This window comes from Anaerovibrio lipolyticus (assembly GCF_021531495.1).
Classification (GTDB): domain Bacteria; phylum Bacillota; class Negativicutes; order Selenomonadales; family Selenomonadaceae; genus Anaerovibrio.
In genome coordinates this window covers 65,586-82,785 of sequence record NZ_JADYTY010000003.1, presented here as the reverse complement: position 1 = coordinate 82,785, position 17,200 = coordinate 65,586, and the positions used below count along the sequence as shown (strand labels likewise).

Annotated in this window: 17 protein-coding genes; all 17 read right to left on the bottom strand. The window is 35.4% G+C overall.

The window, feature by feature from the left end; all coding sequences use genetic code 11:
- Positions 1–5 precede the first annotated feature (5 nt).
- Positions 6–995: a UDP-N-acetylglucosamine 4,6-dehydratase (inverting) gene (gene pseB, locus I6E26_RS02645; protein WP_235320285.1), complete on the bottom strand. Its 990-nt coding sequence runs from the start codon at positions 993–995 to the stop codon at positions 6–8.
- A gap of 49 nt (positions 996–1,044) precedes the next feature.
- Positions 1,045–2,877, bottom strand: coding sequence for a glycosyltransferase (locus I6E26_RS02640; protein WP_235320284.1), 1,833 nt, complete (start codon positions 2,875–2,877; stop codon positions 1,045–1,047).
- A gap of 57 nt (positions 2,878–2,934) precedes the next feature.
- Positions 2,935–3,648 (bottom strand): hypothetical protein, encoded by a 714-nt coding sequence (locus tag I6E26_RS02635; protein WP_235320283.1) that lies wholly within the window; start codon positions 3,646–3,648, stop codon positions 2,935–2,937.
- On the bottom strand, positions 3,648–4,568 hold the full coding sequence (locus I6E26_RS02630; protein ID WP_235320282.1) for a class I SAM-dependent methyltransferase: 921 nt from the start codon (positions 4,566–4,568) through the stop codon (positions 3,648–3,650). Before I6E26_RS02630 ends, I6E26_RS02635 begins: the two co-directional genes overlap by 1 nt.
- A 21-nt stretch (positions 4,569–4,589) precedes the next feature.
- Positions 4,590–5,702, bottom strand: coding sequence for a glycosyltransferase family 2 protein (locus I6E26_RS02625; protein ID WP_235320281.1), 1,113 nt, complete (start codon positions 5,700–5,702; stop codon positions 4,590–4,592).
- Positions 5,699–6,808 (bottom strand): hypothetical protein, encoded by a 1,110-nt coding sequence (locus I6E26_RS02620; protein ID WP_235320280.1) that lies wholly within the window; start codon positions 6,806–6,808, stop codon positions 5,699–5,701. Before I6E26_RS02620 ends, I6E26_RS02625 begins: the two co-directional genes overlap by 4 nt.
- A 42-nt stretch (positions 6,809–6,850) precedes the next feature.
- Positions 6,851–7,960: a DegT/DnrJ/EryC1/StrS family aminotransferase gene (locus I6E26_RS02615; protein ID WP_235320279.1), complete on the bottom strand. Its 1,110-nt coding sequence runs from the start codon at positions 7,958–7,960 to the stop codon at positions 6,851–6,853.
- Positions 7,961–7,971: 11 nt separating this feature from the next.
- Positions 7,972–9,450, bottom strand: a complete 1,479-nt coding sequence (locus I6E26_RS02610) for a glycosyltransferase family 2 protein (protein ID WP_235320278.1) — start codon at positions 9,448–9,450, stop codon at positions 7,972–7,974.
- 48 nt (positions 9,451–9,498) lie between these two features.
- Positions 9,499–10,302, bottom strand: a complete 804-nt coding sequence (locus I6E26_RS02605) for a radical SAM protein (protein WP_235320277.1) — start codon at positions 10,300–10,302, stop codon at positions 9,499–9,501.
- Positions 10,303–10,304: 2 nt separating this feature from the next.
- Positions 10,305–11,099, bottom strand: coding sequence for a radical SAM protein (locus tag I6E26_RS02600; RefSeq protein ID WP_235320276.1), 795 nt, complete (start codon positions 11,097–11,099; stop codon positions 10,305–10,307).
- Positions 11,100–11,102: 3 nt separating this feature from the next.
- A complete protein-coding gene (locus tag I6E26_RS02595; protein ID WP_235320275.1) occupies positions 11,103–11,543 on the bottom strand; it encodes a GNAT family N-acetyltransferase in 441 nt (146 codons plus the stop codon).
- A complete protein-coding gene (locus I6E26_RS02590; protein ID WP_235320274.1) occupies positions 11,536–12,837 on the bottom strand; it encodes a polysaccharide pyruvyl transferase family protein in 1,302 nt (433 codons plus the stop codon). The genes I6E26_RS02595 and I6E26_RS02590 overlap by 8 nt, the downstream gene beginning before the upstream one ends.
- A gap of 10 nt (positions 12,838–12,847) precedes the next feature.
- Entirely contained in the window at positions 12,848–13,555 is a 708-nt protein-coding gene (locus I6E26_RS02585; protein ID WP_235320273.1) for a WbqC family protein, read from the bottom strand.
- Positions 13,556–14,042: 487 nt separating this feature from the next.
- Positions 14,043–14,318, bottom strand: coding sequence for a type II toxin-antitoxin system RelB/DinJ family antitoxin (locus tag I6E26_RS02580; RefSeq protein WP_235320272.1), 276 nt, complete (start codon positions 14,316–14,318; stop codon positions 14,043–14,045).
- Positions 14,319–14,471: 153 nt separating this feature from the next.
- On the bottom strand, positions 14,472–14,792 hold the full coding sequence (locus tag I6E26_RS02575) for a DUF2442 domain-containing protein (protein ID WP_235320271.1): 321 nt from the start codon (positions 14,790–14,792) through the stop codon (positions 14,472–14,474).
- A 158-nt stretch (positions 14,793–14,950) separates the two neighbouring features.
- Complete coding sequence (prmA, locus tag I6E26_RS02570) at positions 14,951–15,892, bottom strand: 50S ribosomal protein L11 methyltransferase (RefSeq protein ID WP_235320270.1); 942 nt, start codon at positions 15,890–15,892, stop codon at positions 14,951–14,953.
- Positions 15,893–15,980: 88 nt separating this feature from the next.
- Positions 15,981–17,150 carry a molecular chaperone DnaJ gene (gene dnaJ, locus I6E26_RS02565; RefSeq protein WP_235320269.1) on the bottom strand — a complete coding sequence of 390 codons (1,170 nt, stop codon included), beginning with the start codon at positions 17,148–17,150 and terminating at the stop codon, positions 15,981–15,983.
- Positions 17,151–17,200 lie beyond the last annotated feature (50 nt).

Genomic DNA, 17,200 nt, shown 5'->3' with positions numbered 1-17,200 from the left:
ATTTTTTAGAATAAATCCACTAATTTTTTTAAATCCTCAACAGACAACCATTCTGTGTTTTTACCAGAATCATATTCAAAGCCATCTGGTACTGGTTTGCCTGTAATAACTCTTTTGCTATTCTTATTCCACCAATAGTCATGAGGATAGATAATATAATGCTTATCATATTCGTAGGTATGCTTGGCATCGGTTTTGGTTATCATGCACTCATCCAGCTTTTCGCCATCACGAATACCGACTTCCTTCAACTTGATATTATCTCCACCCATAGCCTTGGCCAAATCCGTTATCTTGAAGGATGGTATTTTAGAGATATAGGTTTCGCCACCAATACTTTCCTCAAAAGCCTTAACCACCAGCTGCACGCCTTCCTCTAAACTAATCCAGAATCTGGTCATGCGGAAATCTGTAATAGGCAGTTCCTCTACACCCTTTGCCAGCTGACTGCGGAAAAAGGGAATTACAGAACCACGACTGCCAGCTACATTGCCATAACGCACTACAGCAAAGGAAGTCTCCCGGCCACGGGCATAAGCATTAGCCGCAATAAACAGCTTATCTGAGGCCATTTTGGTAGCACCATAGAGGTTCACTGGGTTTACTGCCTTGTCTGTGGACAGAGCTACCACCTTTTTAACTCCGCAATCAATGGCTGCGTCTATAACATTCTGAGCACCATTAATATTGGTTTTCACCGCCTCACTGGGATTGTACTCACAGGCAGGCACCTGCTTCAGCGCTGCCGCATGGATGACGTAATCAATCTCATGAAAAGCCCTATGAAGACGCTGAGCATCCCGCACATCCCCAATGTAGAAGCGCAGCTTATCCGCATAATCCTTTAATCTCTCTGCCATCTGCCACTGCTTAAACTCATCCCGAGAATAAATCACTATCTTTCTCACATCGTAGTTATCAAGTAGATATTTGGTCATTTTGTTGCCAAAAGAACCAGTACCACCGGTGATTAATATTGCTTTGTTATTAAACATTGTAAAAACTCCCATTATTATATTGCCGTAATTAAATAAATATATTGTTTTATCTCTTGATTACAAACCAAGCCATTCCTATTTTCAATGTATTATACGTAGTATCATCAACACTTATTCCCATATTAACCATAGCATTATTCACTCTGTCAACAATACCATTATCATTTAGTATCCTAAAAACTTTATATTTAAAATTATTTTTTTCTAGCATATCTATAAAACGTTCTATATCTATGTGATTATAGCTTTCTATATCAAAAAATGGTTTATTATTGCTACCTATTGATAAAAATTCATATATTTCTTTTGCTGATGAAAAATTTTTTATAGGTATCATCAAATAACCATTGAGTGCTAAATGCTCATATAGCATAATTACTGTGTCCCATAAATTATTACTTATAATTTCGTTTATATGCCGACTCATAGCAATAATATTATATTGGCTGTCATCCTTACTAAGTGCAACTATTACGTCTTTATTTACAACCACATTGGAAAAATATGCCTCTGCATCCTTTTGATATTTGGCATTAGTCACTATTGCTTTCGTATTACCCAGATTTTTATTATTCCTTATGTACCTGTTCCTAAAATCTAGGAAATTACACCCAAATAGTGGGTCAATCCACAAAATTTTGTCATCATCTTGTATATCGCAACAATCAAAAACAACATTTGAACAAGATATTGTACCTCTTGATTCCCATGCATCTATTCCCCATTTATCATAAAATACCTTACGCATATTATCAAATCCATCAATGTTCATCGTATCATTAATATCCCTCAATGTAACACTGCCGAAGTGATGCATAAAAGTATCTTTAGCTAAAATTTGCTTCCACCCAGATCTTCTATATACAGTTGATACATCATCATCTATAAATTGCCCCTGTGTATAGCTTGGATCATGTATATCAACCTCGAATAATTCCCTTCGTATTACTGATACAAACGGCATAACAAAAGGTCGTTCTTCCCACAGTCTGGAATTACTTTTATTATAGCTTTGAGCGAATTCTTCCATTTGTGGCAAAGCCTCAAATGTATTATCGTAGTCAACATGTATTCCCTGAAAACAAGATATAGCATAATCTTGACACGTTGGCACTGCACAAATAATGTTGTCATCAGATTCTATACATGTCAGCAAATTTTCCAACCAATTAGGGGTAGCAACTACATCATTGGAGAAACCAACTACATACTTTCCCTCAAACAATTCCGCCATTTCCGATGTACCCAATGCATTATATTTGTAATTAATTTTCTTTTCATTGGGCAAAGATTCAAAGTACTGCTGTGTTCCATCAGTTGAACCATTATTCTTGGTTATTAGTTCTATATCCCCTTTGGAAAAGTCTGTATACTTATATATGCTTTCAATAGCAGCTTTAGTATATTCCAGTTTATTATACGCCGTAACAATTATAGATACCCTATATTTAAATTTTCTTGCTTTATTCTTCTTAACCATATCATGCATTTCGATAGCATGCTTCATGATTTCACATTGATTCCTTTTAGCATTCTCTTTATTATTGAGAATATCATATTGCTTATGCACTATATTCCTTAGATTCCATACCATATTCATTAATTCCATATTGAATATGCGATATCTATTTTGCGAATTGCTATTAAATTGTTCTATGGCATAACGGATATTCTTGCAGCATACTATAGCTAAAGGTAATAAATGTCCTTTATCCTGTGCCAGCATAGCTTCAACAATATCCACAAGCACATTTAAATCTCTCAGCAGCTCCTGAACCTCTTCTGCCTTATCTTCTTGACAAAGTTTTTTCCCGTATTCCGTTGCTTCATATATTGTTTGGACATGATTATATAACATTTCCACATCATTATTGCTCATAATATTACCTCATTATAATAAAATATATTTGCCATAACAAATTACCAATATTTTAGGTCAAAAATTTACCACTGCCATAGCCTTTTCATTTCTCTTAGTTGACCAATCCAGCACGTTGTCATAAAACAATTCTTCCATTTTCATAAACATATTGATTTCATTTTTATCCATGCCACACCCTTGAAGCAATGTATCTAATGACATATTATGTTTCTCAAATATCTCACCCTTTTCCATGTACAATGATAATATTGTTCTAAAAAAAACAAACTGTTTACTTATCTGTGGTATCAACCACTCATAGTCGATAATTTTAAAATCATCTGTATCTGAAATAAAAATAATGTTGCCTAGATTTAAGTCAATATTATATTGTCTGTCAGGTGACGTAAAATCAAAACCATCTATTGATATATTATCTTCCTCATAATTGCATAGGATATGCTGATAATAATATAATATTCTATGTATAAATCTCTCAAAATCACCATCTTGAAGACATTTCATACATCTATACGCAAACGTCTCACCATATACATATTCCATTTTAAAAAGACCTGGGGATAATAGCTCTCCCTTAGCCACATGCTCTTCACCATATTGCTTTACCATTTCATGATAATTCTTGACAAATCCATTAACAAAAGAAATAGCTTTTTTATTTTCTGCTTTCTTGAGTACAAATCTTTTACCTTCAGATTCTATAAATTGAGTTAATACAGCATATTCCGCTTTCCGATACATGGTACTCTGTGCGTAAATTACTTTCATTATTTATCTCCATTATGACAACAAACAAAAAATGAATTAGAAAATATATCAAATAAATTACTTGCCACAATCCCATTCATTGCATCAGCCTCATTAAACAAAAGATACCTCTCGCTATCATAATATAAAAAATGCTTATTTTTTAATTCTCCAACTTTGGGCATATATTCATCTGAATAAACTCTATGAGGAAGCTTATAATCTGGAAATGGATAATACCATTCCAGTTCGCCAAATCCCGAATCCTGCAATAATTTGGTTAATTCTGGTTTAGAAAATGTTCTTACACTATGATTATTTTGATACCCAGTTATACCATCAAATATTTTTCCAGTATGATCTTCTCTAGCTCCAGACCAATATTTTAGTCCCATCCTATTCTCTATTGCTAAAAGCAGTTTTCCATCAGATTTTAGATACTTTTTACATGACTGCAAAAAATCTTTATAAGGTTCATCTGTATGTGTAAATGATCCTGCATATTCCAACACTCCTATTAGTGTTATATAATCAAATTTTTGAGTTATATTCATGTCGTTAAGATTACCAACATGAATCATTAGATTGTCACAATCCTTATGCCTCCAGGCTGCTATCTCAGCACGCCTAGGTGAAATTTCAACTCCTTCTACCCTTGCTACATTTTCACAAAATATGCCAGTCAGTGCCCCACAGCCCATACCTATCTCCAATAATGCGGCATCTTTTTCAAATGGAAACCAATTCACCAGATTCTCCCTAATAGGAGATAAATGATAAAACACAGGCCATCTTGTATCCTTTAATAATACTTCCTGAATATCTTCATGCTTGCAATAGGTTAGGATATCATTTTCCACATCTCCATCGCTATATACATCTTTACCATTATAGGCACTAAGATCTAATACAACTTTGCCTATTTTCCTGAAATTACTCACTTAATATTACCTCTCCAGCGTTCACTCGCTAATATTAATACTTCCCTCTGGTGTCAAATATTCCATCAATTTTGCCACATAGCCATCAAAATCCTCATACTGCCTATCCTTATCAGCTAACAAAATATAATCATATTTTCCTGTCAGCAAAATAAATACACTCTTTTCTATATCAGGACAGTAGCTTACATCCAAATATTTACCTGCCAAAGCTGCTTCTACCCAATTTTCTGTAGCACCAGATATTTCAGCTCGAGGATATTTCCGCTTTAAATAGCAAATATCCATCCCCATATTGCAGTCCACAACAAAAATTCTCATTGTTGCTTCTCTTGGTGCTTCAACATCCAAAACAACATTATGTAAATCATCATATTTTTCTGTAACATGCCATGTATCTAGAAAAATATCCAGATTTTTCTTCAGAAGTTTGTTATAATTACGAATTTTTTCATTAAATTCTTCCTGTGTGGCATGCTCTCCAAAAGAGCCACTTCCATAGTGATGAATAAAAGTATCTCTACATACCAAGAGCTTGTATCCAGCCATTATCAGCTTCAATGAATAATCATTATCCTCATAGTTACCAGGCGAATATATTTCATCCAAAAATCCTGCTATATTATATGCCTCGTTTTTGATAAGATAACAAAATCCCACCAGCTTAGGCCGCACTTCCCACAACTCAGGATTAGAATGATTCATTTTATCAGCAAAATCCATCAATTCATCATAAGTCTCATATTTGACATCAATCTGCTGCCAATTTGAGCAATTGCTAGTAATGCAGCTAACAGCTCCAACCTTTGGTTCGCTATATAAAGCTGTTTGCAAATTTTCCAACCATCGAGGGGTAACAATAGTATCACTATTCAAAAGCAAAATGTCATTGCCCTGTTCTGCCATAGCCATCCCCTGATTACACCCCGCTGGAAAACCTCTATTTTCCTCATTACAAACCAATCTTATATCTATCTGTTCCTTTAACCATTCTACGGATTCATCCTGAGATGCATTATCTATCACGATTATCTCGTAACTGCCAGTAGGCGTGTATTTGCGAATACTTTCTATACAGAATTTTGTTAATTTATATGTGTTGTAGCTCAATATTATAATACTAGTATTGTTCATATTGTATACTCTCTCGTTATTGCATTTGTAAGCTTGATCGCACCACTATCACTTAAATGATCCATATCATTAAAATCCTCATCTAGAAAACTTTCATCATTTGAATAGTCCAAGATCTTCAAACTGCTATCAATGCTATTAACCACTTCGTAAAAGATTTCCTTAAATTGCGGTGCTATATGCTTAACATAATATTTTGATGCCGGTGCAACTACTATGGTCAGTGCAATATTGCGATTCCTGCAAAATTGCACAAACCTACAGAATAATTCGGCGTTTGCAAGCAAGCTATTGATGTGCTTCAGACTCTTATTGTGACTTAATGCACGTTGTTTTCCTGCCACAGCTTTTTCTTCATATGACAACTCCTTCCATGCCTTATCACTTTGCCAAATTCTTGTAGCAAAATTACATCTAGGGGCATTATCATTAAAATATCCATTTGCATAAAAACTATTCGCAGTACGCTCCAATACGCTTTCAATATCAAAGATATCACTTTTATAAAGTATATTTTTTCTTTGTGACATCAAATAACAATTGTGCCTATCATCAAATATAGGACTATACACTTTTGCTATTCTCTGTATTTCAAAATCATTACTTACTTTTGACAAATCAGAATAAAAATAGTAATAGCTGGCGCAAAGAACAATATGCTTGATATTTTTATTTATATTCCAAACATACTCTATTCCCTTTACCGCATAATACAAGTCCTGAGACGCTAAAGACAGATTAACTGCATTAGGCAGCATTGATTCTTTTATACCAAACAGTCCGTAGGATGAACCTGTTATTATCATATCTATTTGTGAATTTATCGCCTTGGATAGTTGATATTTCATATAATAGTAATCATAATTATTACTTATTTCTTGCCACACATTCTCTTGAATTCTACCTACAACATCCTCAAGAAAAATGATATTATAATTGTTCATTTCTTCTTTAGAAAGGGACTTATCCTTTTGGGACATGATTATTACATCTGATACATTAATTTTATCTGGAGCAGTAATTGTTTGAATTGATAAATCTTCCTTTAAAATATTGCGTACCAATTTTACATTTAATGCAGGATGTTTTTTTATAAAAACAGTCATTACCACAAATCCCTTCCGAAACAGAAATTTAAATAACGTTACTTAGAATTGACAATTTTTTCTTATAATTTCACAAATTCTTTTTACATCTTCCCTCGCCAGTGTTGGATATAAAGGTAATGCTATTACATTATTACTTACATCTCGTGATACATCCAATCCATCTGCCTGCAGCCAATCCTTATAGCAATCAAAATCAATGGTAATAGGATAAAAATATTTTCTCACATTTATACCATAGGTTGATAATATTTCACAAATGATATCCCTATGCTTTCCATATTTATCTTTATTAATAAATATAGGAAAATAAGAATAGTTTGATACAACATCATTCTGTATAATATTTAATTTGATACCGGGAATATCTTTTAACAACTCGCGATAATATTCTGATACTTCTTTTCGCAAAAGAATATTTTCATCTACATGTCTTAAATTGCACAACCCCATGGCCGCACAGAACTCATTCATCTTAGCATTTGCTCCTACAGCTTCTACAGACTCAGGACCATGTATGCCAAAATTTTTCAAATCGGCTAATTTCTGTCCTATTTCTTTGTTTCTAAAACATGCAGCTCCACCTTCAATGGTATTAAATACCTTTGTGGCATGAAAGCTAAAGCAGGAAACATCTCCAAAATTTGCTGTACTAACTCCTTTGTATTTAACACCAAAGCTATGACAGGCATCATAAATTACTTTTAAATTATACTTATCCGCGATGCGTTCTATTCCTTCAACATCACATACGTTGCCATATACATGCACCGGAAGGATGGCACTAGTCTTTTCTGTTATTAATGCCTCAATCTTTGACACATCTATCGTATAATCATCAGGGTTTATATCGCAAAAAACAGGCGTAAGTCCATTTCGCACAATAGCATGTGTTGTGGAAGCAAATGTAAAAGGCGTAGTTATAACTTCTCCCTTTAAGCCCAACGCTTGCAAAGAAAGTTCCAAAGACATATGACCATTGGTAAAGAGTTCAATATTATCCGTATCCAAATATAGTTTTAATTCTTCCTGCAATTTTTTATATTTGCTTCCCATATTCGTTAACCAATGAGTTTCCCATATATCACTAATTTCATCCACATACTCGTTGAGTGGTGGTATTGTTGCTTTGGTAACAAATATTTTTTTCATTTAGCCACCTCCTATATTTTATATGGCAATAAATCCTTCCAATCCTCAATTTCTTTCTTTGCAGCTTGCTCATCATGCTCCAATAAATAGTTAATTTCCCTCTCCTTAAACCACACAAAACGCTCTGCATTTTCCAAAATTGCTGATATATTTAAACCCAACCGAGCTAAATCCAACTCCCAATGTATAAGATAGTAATGCACTTTATTTTCAAATTTATCTACAAGCCAATTTAAGGCGGCAACATACTCTCCGGTAAGAATATCAAAAACCAGTTCCAGGCATAAGAAGGCAAAAAACGGTGTACTTTGGGCAAGCAATGGTACTGCTTGCATTTTGGACAAAATCTGATTTTCTAAATCTGATTTTGTTTCACCCACATTCCAAAATTTGTGAATATATAATAATAACAATAACTCTTTTTCTACGCTTTTAGACGGTAATTGAGCTGGATAAAAAGATAGTACCGCCAATATTTCAGCCGCTTTCTCTAATACTGATTTGTTGACGAAAATATCCTGTTTCAATATCCATATAGCAATATTCTTATACAAATAATGATTTATCTTTTGAGTTGCCAGTTTAAAAGTGCTAGTGCAAACAATATTGTGCACAAGTTCAATTTTGTTGTCAGAAAAAGCTCCATTTTTTATAAAATTAAAACAATCCTCTAGCTCTATTAAAAAGGCCATCAATAAAAATTCCAGATTGTTATCACTGACAGAACCACATTTTTTTAACAAGAAATTTATATCATGTAAATACAATTTTTCAGGTGCATATATTCTGGAAATATTTCTATCATAAACTTTTTTATTAACGGAATAGACTGTATATCTGTATAAACATTTTGCCAATACTCCTATTCTGTTACTACATAAAATAGTCTGACGAACAAATAGTGTATCAGAGCCGTACCCTATTAGTTCTACATTCTGAAAATTTACAGCATTAATCACTTCTAGTTTGTATAATTTTAGCCAATGTGTACGCATCAAGTCATATGTATCAGGAAAAATATTTTCAAACTCTTTTCCCTCTACAATAACATTCCTCTCTAAACATCTTTTACCTATAATCTTATCAGATGTACCATCTATACCATAAACACCGGCCACAGTCATATCCAAATTATTTTTTTCTGCAAATGCTACCATTCTTTCCAAAGCATCTAATGCCAGTGCATCATCTGCATCTATACGTGTAAAATATCCCTTTCCTTGAGATGCATCTAAAATATCCGGAATCCCAAATTTCCATGCAATAACTTCTTCTGGGCGATCGAATAGAACCAGCTTAAATCTTTCGTCTATGGCAGCATAATGTTGAATTATTTTTCTTACGGCTGGACCAGAGCAATTATCATATATATAACATATAAAGTTTCTATATGTTTGATGAAGAATTGACTCTAAGGCTCGTTTAAGATATGGCTCTGCCAAGTCATAACTCTGAATATATATATATACTGTAGGTAAAACTTTATCCATTTCCTAACCCCATTTATAGAATCTAACTTGTTCTTGCGAATATCAGAGTTATACCAACTGCTGTGCCGGCTGCACTCTTTCAACATCATTTCTTAAGCCTACGCAATGTGCACAAGATGTAGATGAGGTTGAATCCACCATCATCATCAGATATTTCTTTTTTTCTTCTACAGAAATACTATCATCCATTAAAGGTACGTACTCACCTTTAAGCTTAGGAATATAACCATTCTTTATTCTCCAAAATGATCTGGAACACCTATGTATTTCACCATCATTAATTACGAAATATTTACCTACATTATGTATACACTTGGCTGCATTTCTATCCCTTTCCTCTATGGTCTTCCATTTTAATGAATGATCCGAAAAATCAATCCACCCATTATAATACAAATTATCTCCATAAAATTTGGAAATTCTATAAACGCTGCCTCTATTATCCAAATCATTTTGAATACTATTTAATTTTTTTGATAAATCTGGACCATAATCGCTTAATACAATACGTGTACTATCTTTATTTGCCTCAAAAAAATCCTGAACCTCATTAGGAATCATCATTGTAGCATTAGTCACAAAATCTAAAGTCTCGCCAATATGTCTTTTGTATTTCATCACCTCTTCTAATATTGGCAAAACATCTTTGTTTAACAATGGCTCTCCACCAGTGACAGTAAAGTGTTTTACACTATCTACAACCGCAAAATAATGCTCCAATATAGACTTGGCCTCACTATAACTCATAATATGAGTTTTTTTATAATATGGAATAAATGCCAAACAATGTTTGCATTTTAGGTTGCACACAGAACATATATTTAAGGCACTTCTATTAATGTTAATATTCACAGTTAATCTCCTTTAGTCAGTTGCTCTGCTGCTGGGTACAGTATTGATTTTTCTGTCCTACCTGAGCAGTAAGCACATGATGTTGAATATTTTCTTGCCATTAAATTCAACAACTTTTCTCTGGATTTTTCTACATCAAAATCTTTCTCTGTTAGTTTTATATAATCCTCTTTGCTATATGGAATTAAATTATTCTCTATACGATACCAAGAACGAGTACAAGTATACAATTTACCATGATTAATTAAATATTTTTTTCCCTGAAAAAATACACAACTAGCAGCTTGTGCTTTTATTTCGCTCTCAATTTTATTCTTTAAGCTATGATCCCGGCAATCAATCCAATCATACCTATTAGAGTCATCGTATAATATATTTGTTATTCCATGTTTGCCCAAAAGTTCTCTATTCTCACCCGCAAATTTAGATATGGAACCATAATTATTTACTATTACCTTTAATTTCCTTTCTTTTGATGCAACCTCTAAAAATTCATCTGGTAATTTAATAGTTCCATTAGTAATAATTATTATCTCTGATATTCTACTTCGATATTTAAGTAATTCTAATAATATATCAACCAATTCAGTATTTGTAAAAGGTTCTCCCCCAGTGATACTGAATTTATCTACATGATCTACCATTGAAAAGTAATTATAAAACACTATTTTAGCCTCTGCTAACGATAATCTTTTACGATCCCTTAAATATGGTATGTATGCCAAACACAATTTGCAATTTAAAGTACAATAATCCGTTACCATTATCGATGTACTAAGCATTTTGCAAGCTTCCATAATTCACCTCGCGTAATAAATCATTTCTATCCAATCTGCATTAATCTGCTTTTCTTTAAAATCATTTTTTTTGTAATAATATATGGCATTTCTATTACTGATGTGGACATGCAATACAATAGCACCACACCTATTTTTAATATGAGCTTTAACCTCATCCATAAGCATATGACCTATTCCCTTACCTTGGTAAGACTTTTTTACAGCTATGGATGATATATATGCATCCCTTTGATTGCAATATATTGAACAAGATGCTATATCCTGACCTATATTATTAGTAATAAAAATAGTATCTGCTAATTCCGCCAATTTTGCTGCGTAACTTGGTATATCCACTCGGCTGCTCAATGAGGGAATAAATTCCTTATCCATTTCCTGGAAAAAACTTATTATTCTTGTTTTTGCGTTATCCCCATTGAGCCACTCCACCATCTCACTCATAATGACCTAAATCCTTTACGATACTGTCTGCCTCAAATTTGATTTCTGTCATTTTAGTCTCCAAATGTTCCCTAACTTCCTGCCTATGGAAGAAGCATCTGTCAACACAATCTTTTATCTGTTCATAGTTCCCAGGCATACATACGTAATCCTCCAAACCTAGCTGCTGAGAAAAACCTAACATTTTGTCACTATAAATAACACGTCTATCATACTCCATAAATACGGTTGGAACGCACTGACTTGTTGCAGCTACGGAAGCATGCACTCTACCAGTTACTAACATATCCAGTTTTCCTATTATAGTTTTTAACTGAACAGGTAATAGTGGCTCATTTATCAGTATAATTTTTTCTTTATAACATTCATTTTTTTCTATAAGTAATTCATACAGACGACTTAATATAGTAAAATCTCTACCATTAATCAGCTTAAAATGTGGTGGTAATTCAAAGCCATTTGTATGAGAAAAAATGCAGATTCTACAATCTAAATCGTTTATGATATGCTCTATTATTTTTATAAACACATCATATTGGGCATTCTCCCTTGGCCACATATCATAAGGACCTACTGGCATATTAAATCCACCAAAGGTAAAACCAATAATTTTACTATCTGATTGACTAATTAAATCAATCCATTTTGATGTATAATTACTATCCGTTTCAAATAAAAATGATGGACACGGTGCCCACACCACATTATCTAATGGGAAGCCCCATTTTTTTAAATTATCAAATGATACCTTTTCTCTTATAACAACTAGATCAAATTTTGAGAATACTTCTAAAGCCAAATCACGCCTTTCTATTGGAAATGGCCCTGGAGTAACTGCGTATAATACCGTTCTTTTGTTTAAAATTTGTGTCGCCTTCATTTTTAGGCAATCAACATAAAATCTCTCATGCCCTACATGCTCTGCATTAGCCCCCCACATATCTCCAGATACATTTATAATTAAGTCAGCATCCTTTATGCACGACAAATATGGCGTTAATTTTACAGAATCAGTATCCACAACATATTTTTGTGCTGTTTCAACATCCTTTTCAGCCTTACCCACATCATCACACTGCCAAGCGTAATATAATTCCATTGGAACTACATTTATATTTTCCCTGCATATGAAATTCTCATCCATCTGAAACGTGGTTACAATTTCTGCTTCTGGATAATATTTGTGTAATAACCTAAACAATGGCTCCACAATGTAATAGTTGCCAACATTGCCATATTGCAGACGTCCCCAATGTAAAGTGCATAAACCAGTAACCATTATTTTTTTTATCATAATATTAACCTCACAATATCTGATATTTTCCTAACATTTCTTTTATTTCTTCTACGCTACAAAACATCATAATATCCACAATAGATAGACCTGGCTCAAAATGTCCAATACGTTGAATATAGGGTGTCAATTCATGTTTTAAAAACTCAATCTCTATATTTGCAATATGATATTTTTTTACATCGAAAAAAGATATTCCCCCAGGTGGATTTACATATGTTTTATAGCCTAATCTTTTTGTAATGTTCAGTGCCCATTCATCAGGAGCTGTAACTTCCTCAATATCTAAATCCATATCAGAAAAAATATCGCAAGGAGTATTTATTCCCAAAAACTCACAGGTTTGCTCGATACTTTTTATGCACAACTGTGATAAGTTTTCATCGGCATTATCTAAAACGGATTTTACTACTTCTATTGCTGTATAATAATATGGTGCTTTCCTCTTGTAATATGATAGTTGTCCATATATCTTTTCTTTCCAAGCCAGATCATTATTAATTATAATTTTATTAATAGGTGTATCTCTTGCTGCTTTTTTTGTTGGAACAGTTATATACGCGGCGTCATTCCCTTGCTTTAATATACGATTTCGATTTACCCACCCATGATGAATATATTGTGGTGTATCAAAATATATAAATCGGTCGCAATAATTAATCAAAGAAAAATACCCTATATACGGAAAAAAATAGGGCTGCATTATTCCAAGCTTCAACATCATACCTCCCATTAACAGAACCTATTATATTTGTCTCATATAATATATTTTTTGAATCCCTATGTGTTATTTATGTGTTATTTATGTATATTTCTAATATTTTTTCAACCAAAACAAGCCTATGAGCACTGCTCATAGGCCAAAACTTTCATATAATTTTGTGTATTCTCCCACTATAAAAATAGGCATGGGACAACACCACCCTACCATTGCATTTATCATACTATATCCTGTTGCTAGCAGGAAATGCGAAAATCTATACTAACTTCGCTACATAGTATATCGTATCATTTTCAGATAATATTAATCTAACTATGAAAAAAGTGATACCGATTGCGATGTTAGTATCATGTCAATCGATATCACTTTTGTATTCTTATAATTGCGCATACGCAAAAATCTATACGCATTACATAAAATCGCAATCCGTATGATATTTTTCTCATCAGAATACTCTTTCCACGCAGTAGGTGTCCAAATGATATTATTCATTGGGCACCTCTAACAATGTATGCTGTTCTCCCAAGCCCCTTTCGTATTCTGCAAAGCTACGATCCAATTTAGCTAAATATGCTGCGTTATTGGCTGCCTTGCTATCTATAATAAAAAGCTCTGTAGGAATAGCCTTATTACGGACTATGGTACGAAGCAACATAGAAACTACCACCTGGGTTGAGAGTCCAATATCTGCCAATATGCAATCTGATTCTGTCTTTAATTCACTGTCAATAGGTATGCTGATATATTCATTAGTAGACATAAAAACCCCTCCCATATTAACTCTACCACAATCAGTATTACATTCTGTATTAATAGTCTACACGCAATTCTTCAAAAATGCAACTTCCATATCAATCCACCTCAAAAGGCTGGTCTGATTCCTCAAACCAGCCTTTTTGTTACGCTTGTAGTGTTAAACATGAGCTATTTTTTCTAACGGATCTCTTACCAACATGCCTTCATGTATAACATCAGGAGCAATATCTATACATTCTGCGGGATTTCTATCTCCTCGTAAATCCCATGCCACAGTACCACACAATACTGTAATTTTATTTCTAAATATTTCTATATCCTTCAAGGCAGCAAAAACACTATCAGAACCAGCACTTTTTATCAAATTTTCGGCATCGTAATAGTGCACTGTGCCATCATCGAAATATGCATAGAAGGAATATGGTTTTTCTCCCAAAACTACTTGTAGAATCTCATCGCATAATTTTAAAGGTTGCATAATAATTGTCTCCCCGGCAAATAGCTGCTAATAACAGTGGCTTCCTGTAATCGATTTGAAAATCTATCTCTTTATTCATTTATACGCCAATTCCTTATACGCCTGATGATTTTTCTTAATCAATTCCTGGGATATTTGCTTGAGGCGATAAAATTGATTTACATATCAGCCTTGCGTTTGAATGTTATACAAGCCCAGCCTTTGCTTTCCATCCGTTCTACTACTCCGTAGCCGTGGGCTTCGGCGGCTGCTAATACATCCTCGATTCTGTCTTCAATAATGCCGCTGGTTAGCAGGGTGCCGCCCTGTTCCAAATGTTCATCCAGCTGATCAAAGAGGCGGATAATTATATCTGCAATGATATTGGCAATCACCAATTCTGCCTTGCCATGCACATTTTGCATCAAATCGCTCTGAGCTACAGAGATTATATCCTGTACATTGTTCTGCTCCAGATTTTCTTCCACGATTTTCAACACAGAGTCATCATAATCCACAGCCTGAATATTTGTTGCTCCCAGCTTGGCAGAGATAATGGAGAGAATGCCAGAACCAGTGCCCACATCAAAGACAGTCATGCCCGGCTTCACCAGCTTCTCCAGCTGACGGATGCACATAGACGTGGTGGCATGGGTGCCTGTGCCAAAGGCTGCTCCTGGATCCAGCTCTATGACAACCTCATCACCCTGTGGTGCATATTCCTCCCAGGTAGGCTTGATAACCACTCTTTCTCCTGGCTTTTCTGTATGGAAATACTGCTTCCAGGTGTCTGACCAATCCTCGTCCTGCAGCTCTGCTGTAGTCAGCACAGCAGGAGCCGTATTGACACCACGGCTTTCCAAGGCCTTAATCTCCTGCTGCAAGGTCTGGATTCTTCCCTCCAGCTCCCCATTAACTGGCAGATAAGCCTTTTCCACAACTACCTCAGTTTCCTTGGCAATAGGAATATCTGTATAATCCCATTTGCCAGAGGTTATATAATCGTTGACCAGCTCTGGATCCTCAATAACCACGCCAGAAGCACCTAAATCCCGAAAAATCTCAGCTATCAGCTCCACCGCCTCATGGCTGGTCTGAATGCTTATTTCACACCACTTCATCCAAAATCCTCCTCTATATGAACAAAATAAAAGACAGACGTTACCCTTATATTGTAACATCTGCCCTGTATTTCGTAAACTTCAGAATTTAATCCTTAAACAGCTTTTTAATTTTATTCAAAAAGCTATCCTGCTCTGGATTTACCTTGTTTCCGCTTAACTCGCCAAATTCCTTCAGCAGTTCCTTCTGTCTATCTGACAGCTTCTGGGGTGTGAGCACCTTGATTCTTACGTGCTGGTCGCCGTTGCCATTTCTTCTCAGCATAGGAATACCCTTGCCCCGGAGACGCATTACAGTACCGGACTGAGTACCTGGCGCAATCTTCATCTCCACCTTGCCATGAATGGTTGGCACCTCAATGGTATCACCCAATGCTGCCTGCACAAAGGTTATAGGCACCTGGCACATTACATCATAGCCCTCACGGGTAAATAGCTCATGTGGCTTGATATATACATAAACATACAAATCACCGCTAGGGCCGCCACGACGACCGGCCTGACCGCCACCAGCAACTCTGATGCGCTGTCCTTCATCAATACCAGCTGGAATCTTTACCTTGATATTCTTGGTAACCTTCTTCTGGCCACGACCGCCACATTCCTTACATGGAGTCTTGATAATCTTGCCTGTACCACTGCAGCGCTCGCAGACATGGGAATTTACCATACGGCCAAATGGGGTATTGGCATAGGACTGAACCTGACCAGTACCATGACACTGAGGACATTCCTCTGGGCTGGTTCCCTTGGCTGCACCAGTACCGCCACAGGCAGTACAATTCTCAGTACGAGGAACCTTTAGCTCTCTCTCCACACCGAAGGCTGCTTCCTCAAAGGTCAGCTCCACATCAATGCGCAGATCCGCACCCTGCTCTGGGCCATTACGACGAGCCTGACTACGGCCACCACCAAAGAAGGTGTCAAAAATATCGCCGAAATCGCCAAAGCCGCCGCTAAAGCCACCGCCGCCGAAACCGCCGAAGCCACCAAAGCCACCGCCAGCACCACCGGCACCGCCACCATGAGCAAAAGCATCATGACCGAACTGGTCATACTGAGCCTTTTTCTGAGGATCCTTCAGCACATCATAGGCCTCATTGATTTCCTTCATGTGCTTCTCAGCATCTTCCTTGTTGTTCAGATTGCGGTCCGGGTGATATTTAATCGCCATTTTACGATAGGCTTTCTTTATTTCATCATCAGAGGCTCCCTTTTTTATACCCAGGACCTCATAATAATCCCGCTTTTCGCTCATTTATCTCACCTTTACCTATTAACACAAATATGAGCTGCCACCTCTAGGCA

Coding starts and splice junctions, on each gene's coding strand:
- I6E26_RS02635 (WP_235320283.1), bottom strand. CDS start 3,648: ATGAAAGTAATTTACGCACAGAGTACCATGTATCGGAAAGCGGAATAT.
- I6E26_RS02620 (WP_235320280.1), bottom strand. CDS start 6,808: ATGACTGTTTTTATAAAAAAACATCCTGCATTAAATGTAAAATTGGTA.
- I6E26_RS02615 (WP_235320279.1), bottom strand. CDS start 7,960: ATGAAAAAAATATTTGTTACCAAAGCAACAATACCACCACTCAACGAG.
- dnaJ (WP_235320269.1), bottom strand. CDS start 17,150: ATGAGCGAAAAGCGGGATTATTATGAGGTCCTGGGTATAAAAAAGGGA.
- I6E26_RS02640 (WP_235320284.1), bottom strand. CDS start 2,877: ATGAGCAATAATGATGTGGAAATGTTATATAATCATGTCCAAACAATA.
- I6E26_RS02575 (WP_235320271.1), bottom strand. CDS start 14,792: ATGCAACCTTTAAAATTATGCGATGAGATTCTACAAGTAGTTTTGGGA.
- I6E26_RS02625 (WP_235320281.1), bottom strand. CDS start 5,702: ATGAACAATACTAGTATTATAATATTGAGCTACAACACATATAAATTA.
- I6E26_RS02590 (WP_235320274.1), bottom strand. CDS start 12,837: ATGATAAAAAAAATAATGGTTACTGGTTTATGCACTTTACATTGGGGA.
- I6E26_RS02580 (WP_235320272.1), bottom strand. CDS start 14,318: ATGTCTACTAATGAATATATCAGCATACCTATTGACAGTGAATTAAAG.
- I6E26_RS02595 (WP_235320275.1), bottom strand. CDS start 11,543: ATGAGTGAGATGGTGGAGTGGCTCAATGGGGATAACGCAAAAACAAGA.
- pseB (WP_235320285.1), bottom strand. CDS start 995: ATGTTTAATAACAAAGCAATATTAATCACCGGTGGTACTGGTTCTTTT.
- I6E26_RS02610 (WP_235320278.1), bottom strand. CDS start 9,450: ATGGATAAAGTTTTACCTACAGTATATATATATATTCAGAGTTATGAC.
- I6E26_RS02600 (WP_235320276.1), bottom strand. CDS start 11,099: ATGGAAGCTTGCAAAATGCTTAGTACATCGATAATGGTAACGGATTAT.
- prmA (WP_235320270.1), bottom strand. CDS start 15,892: ATGAAGTGGTGTGAAATAAGCATTCAGACCAGCCATGAGGCGGTGGAG.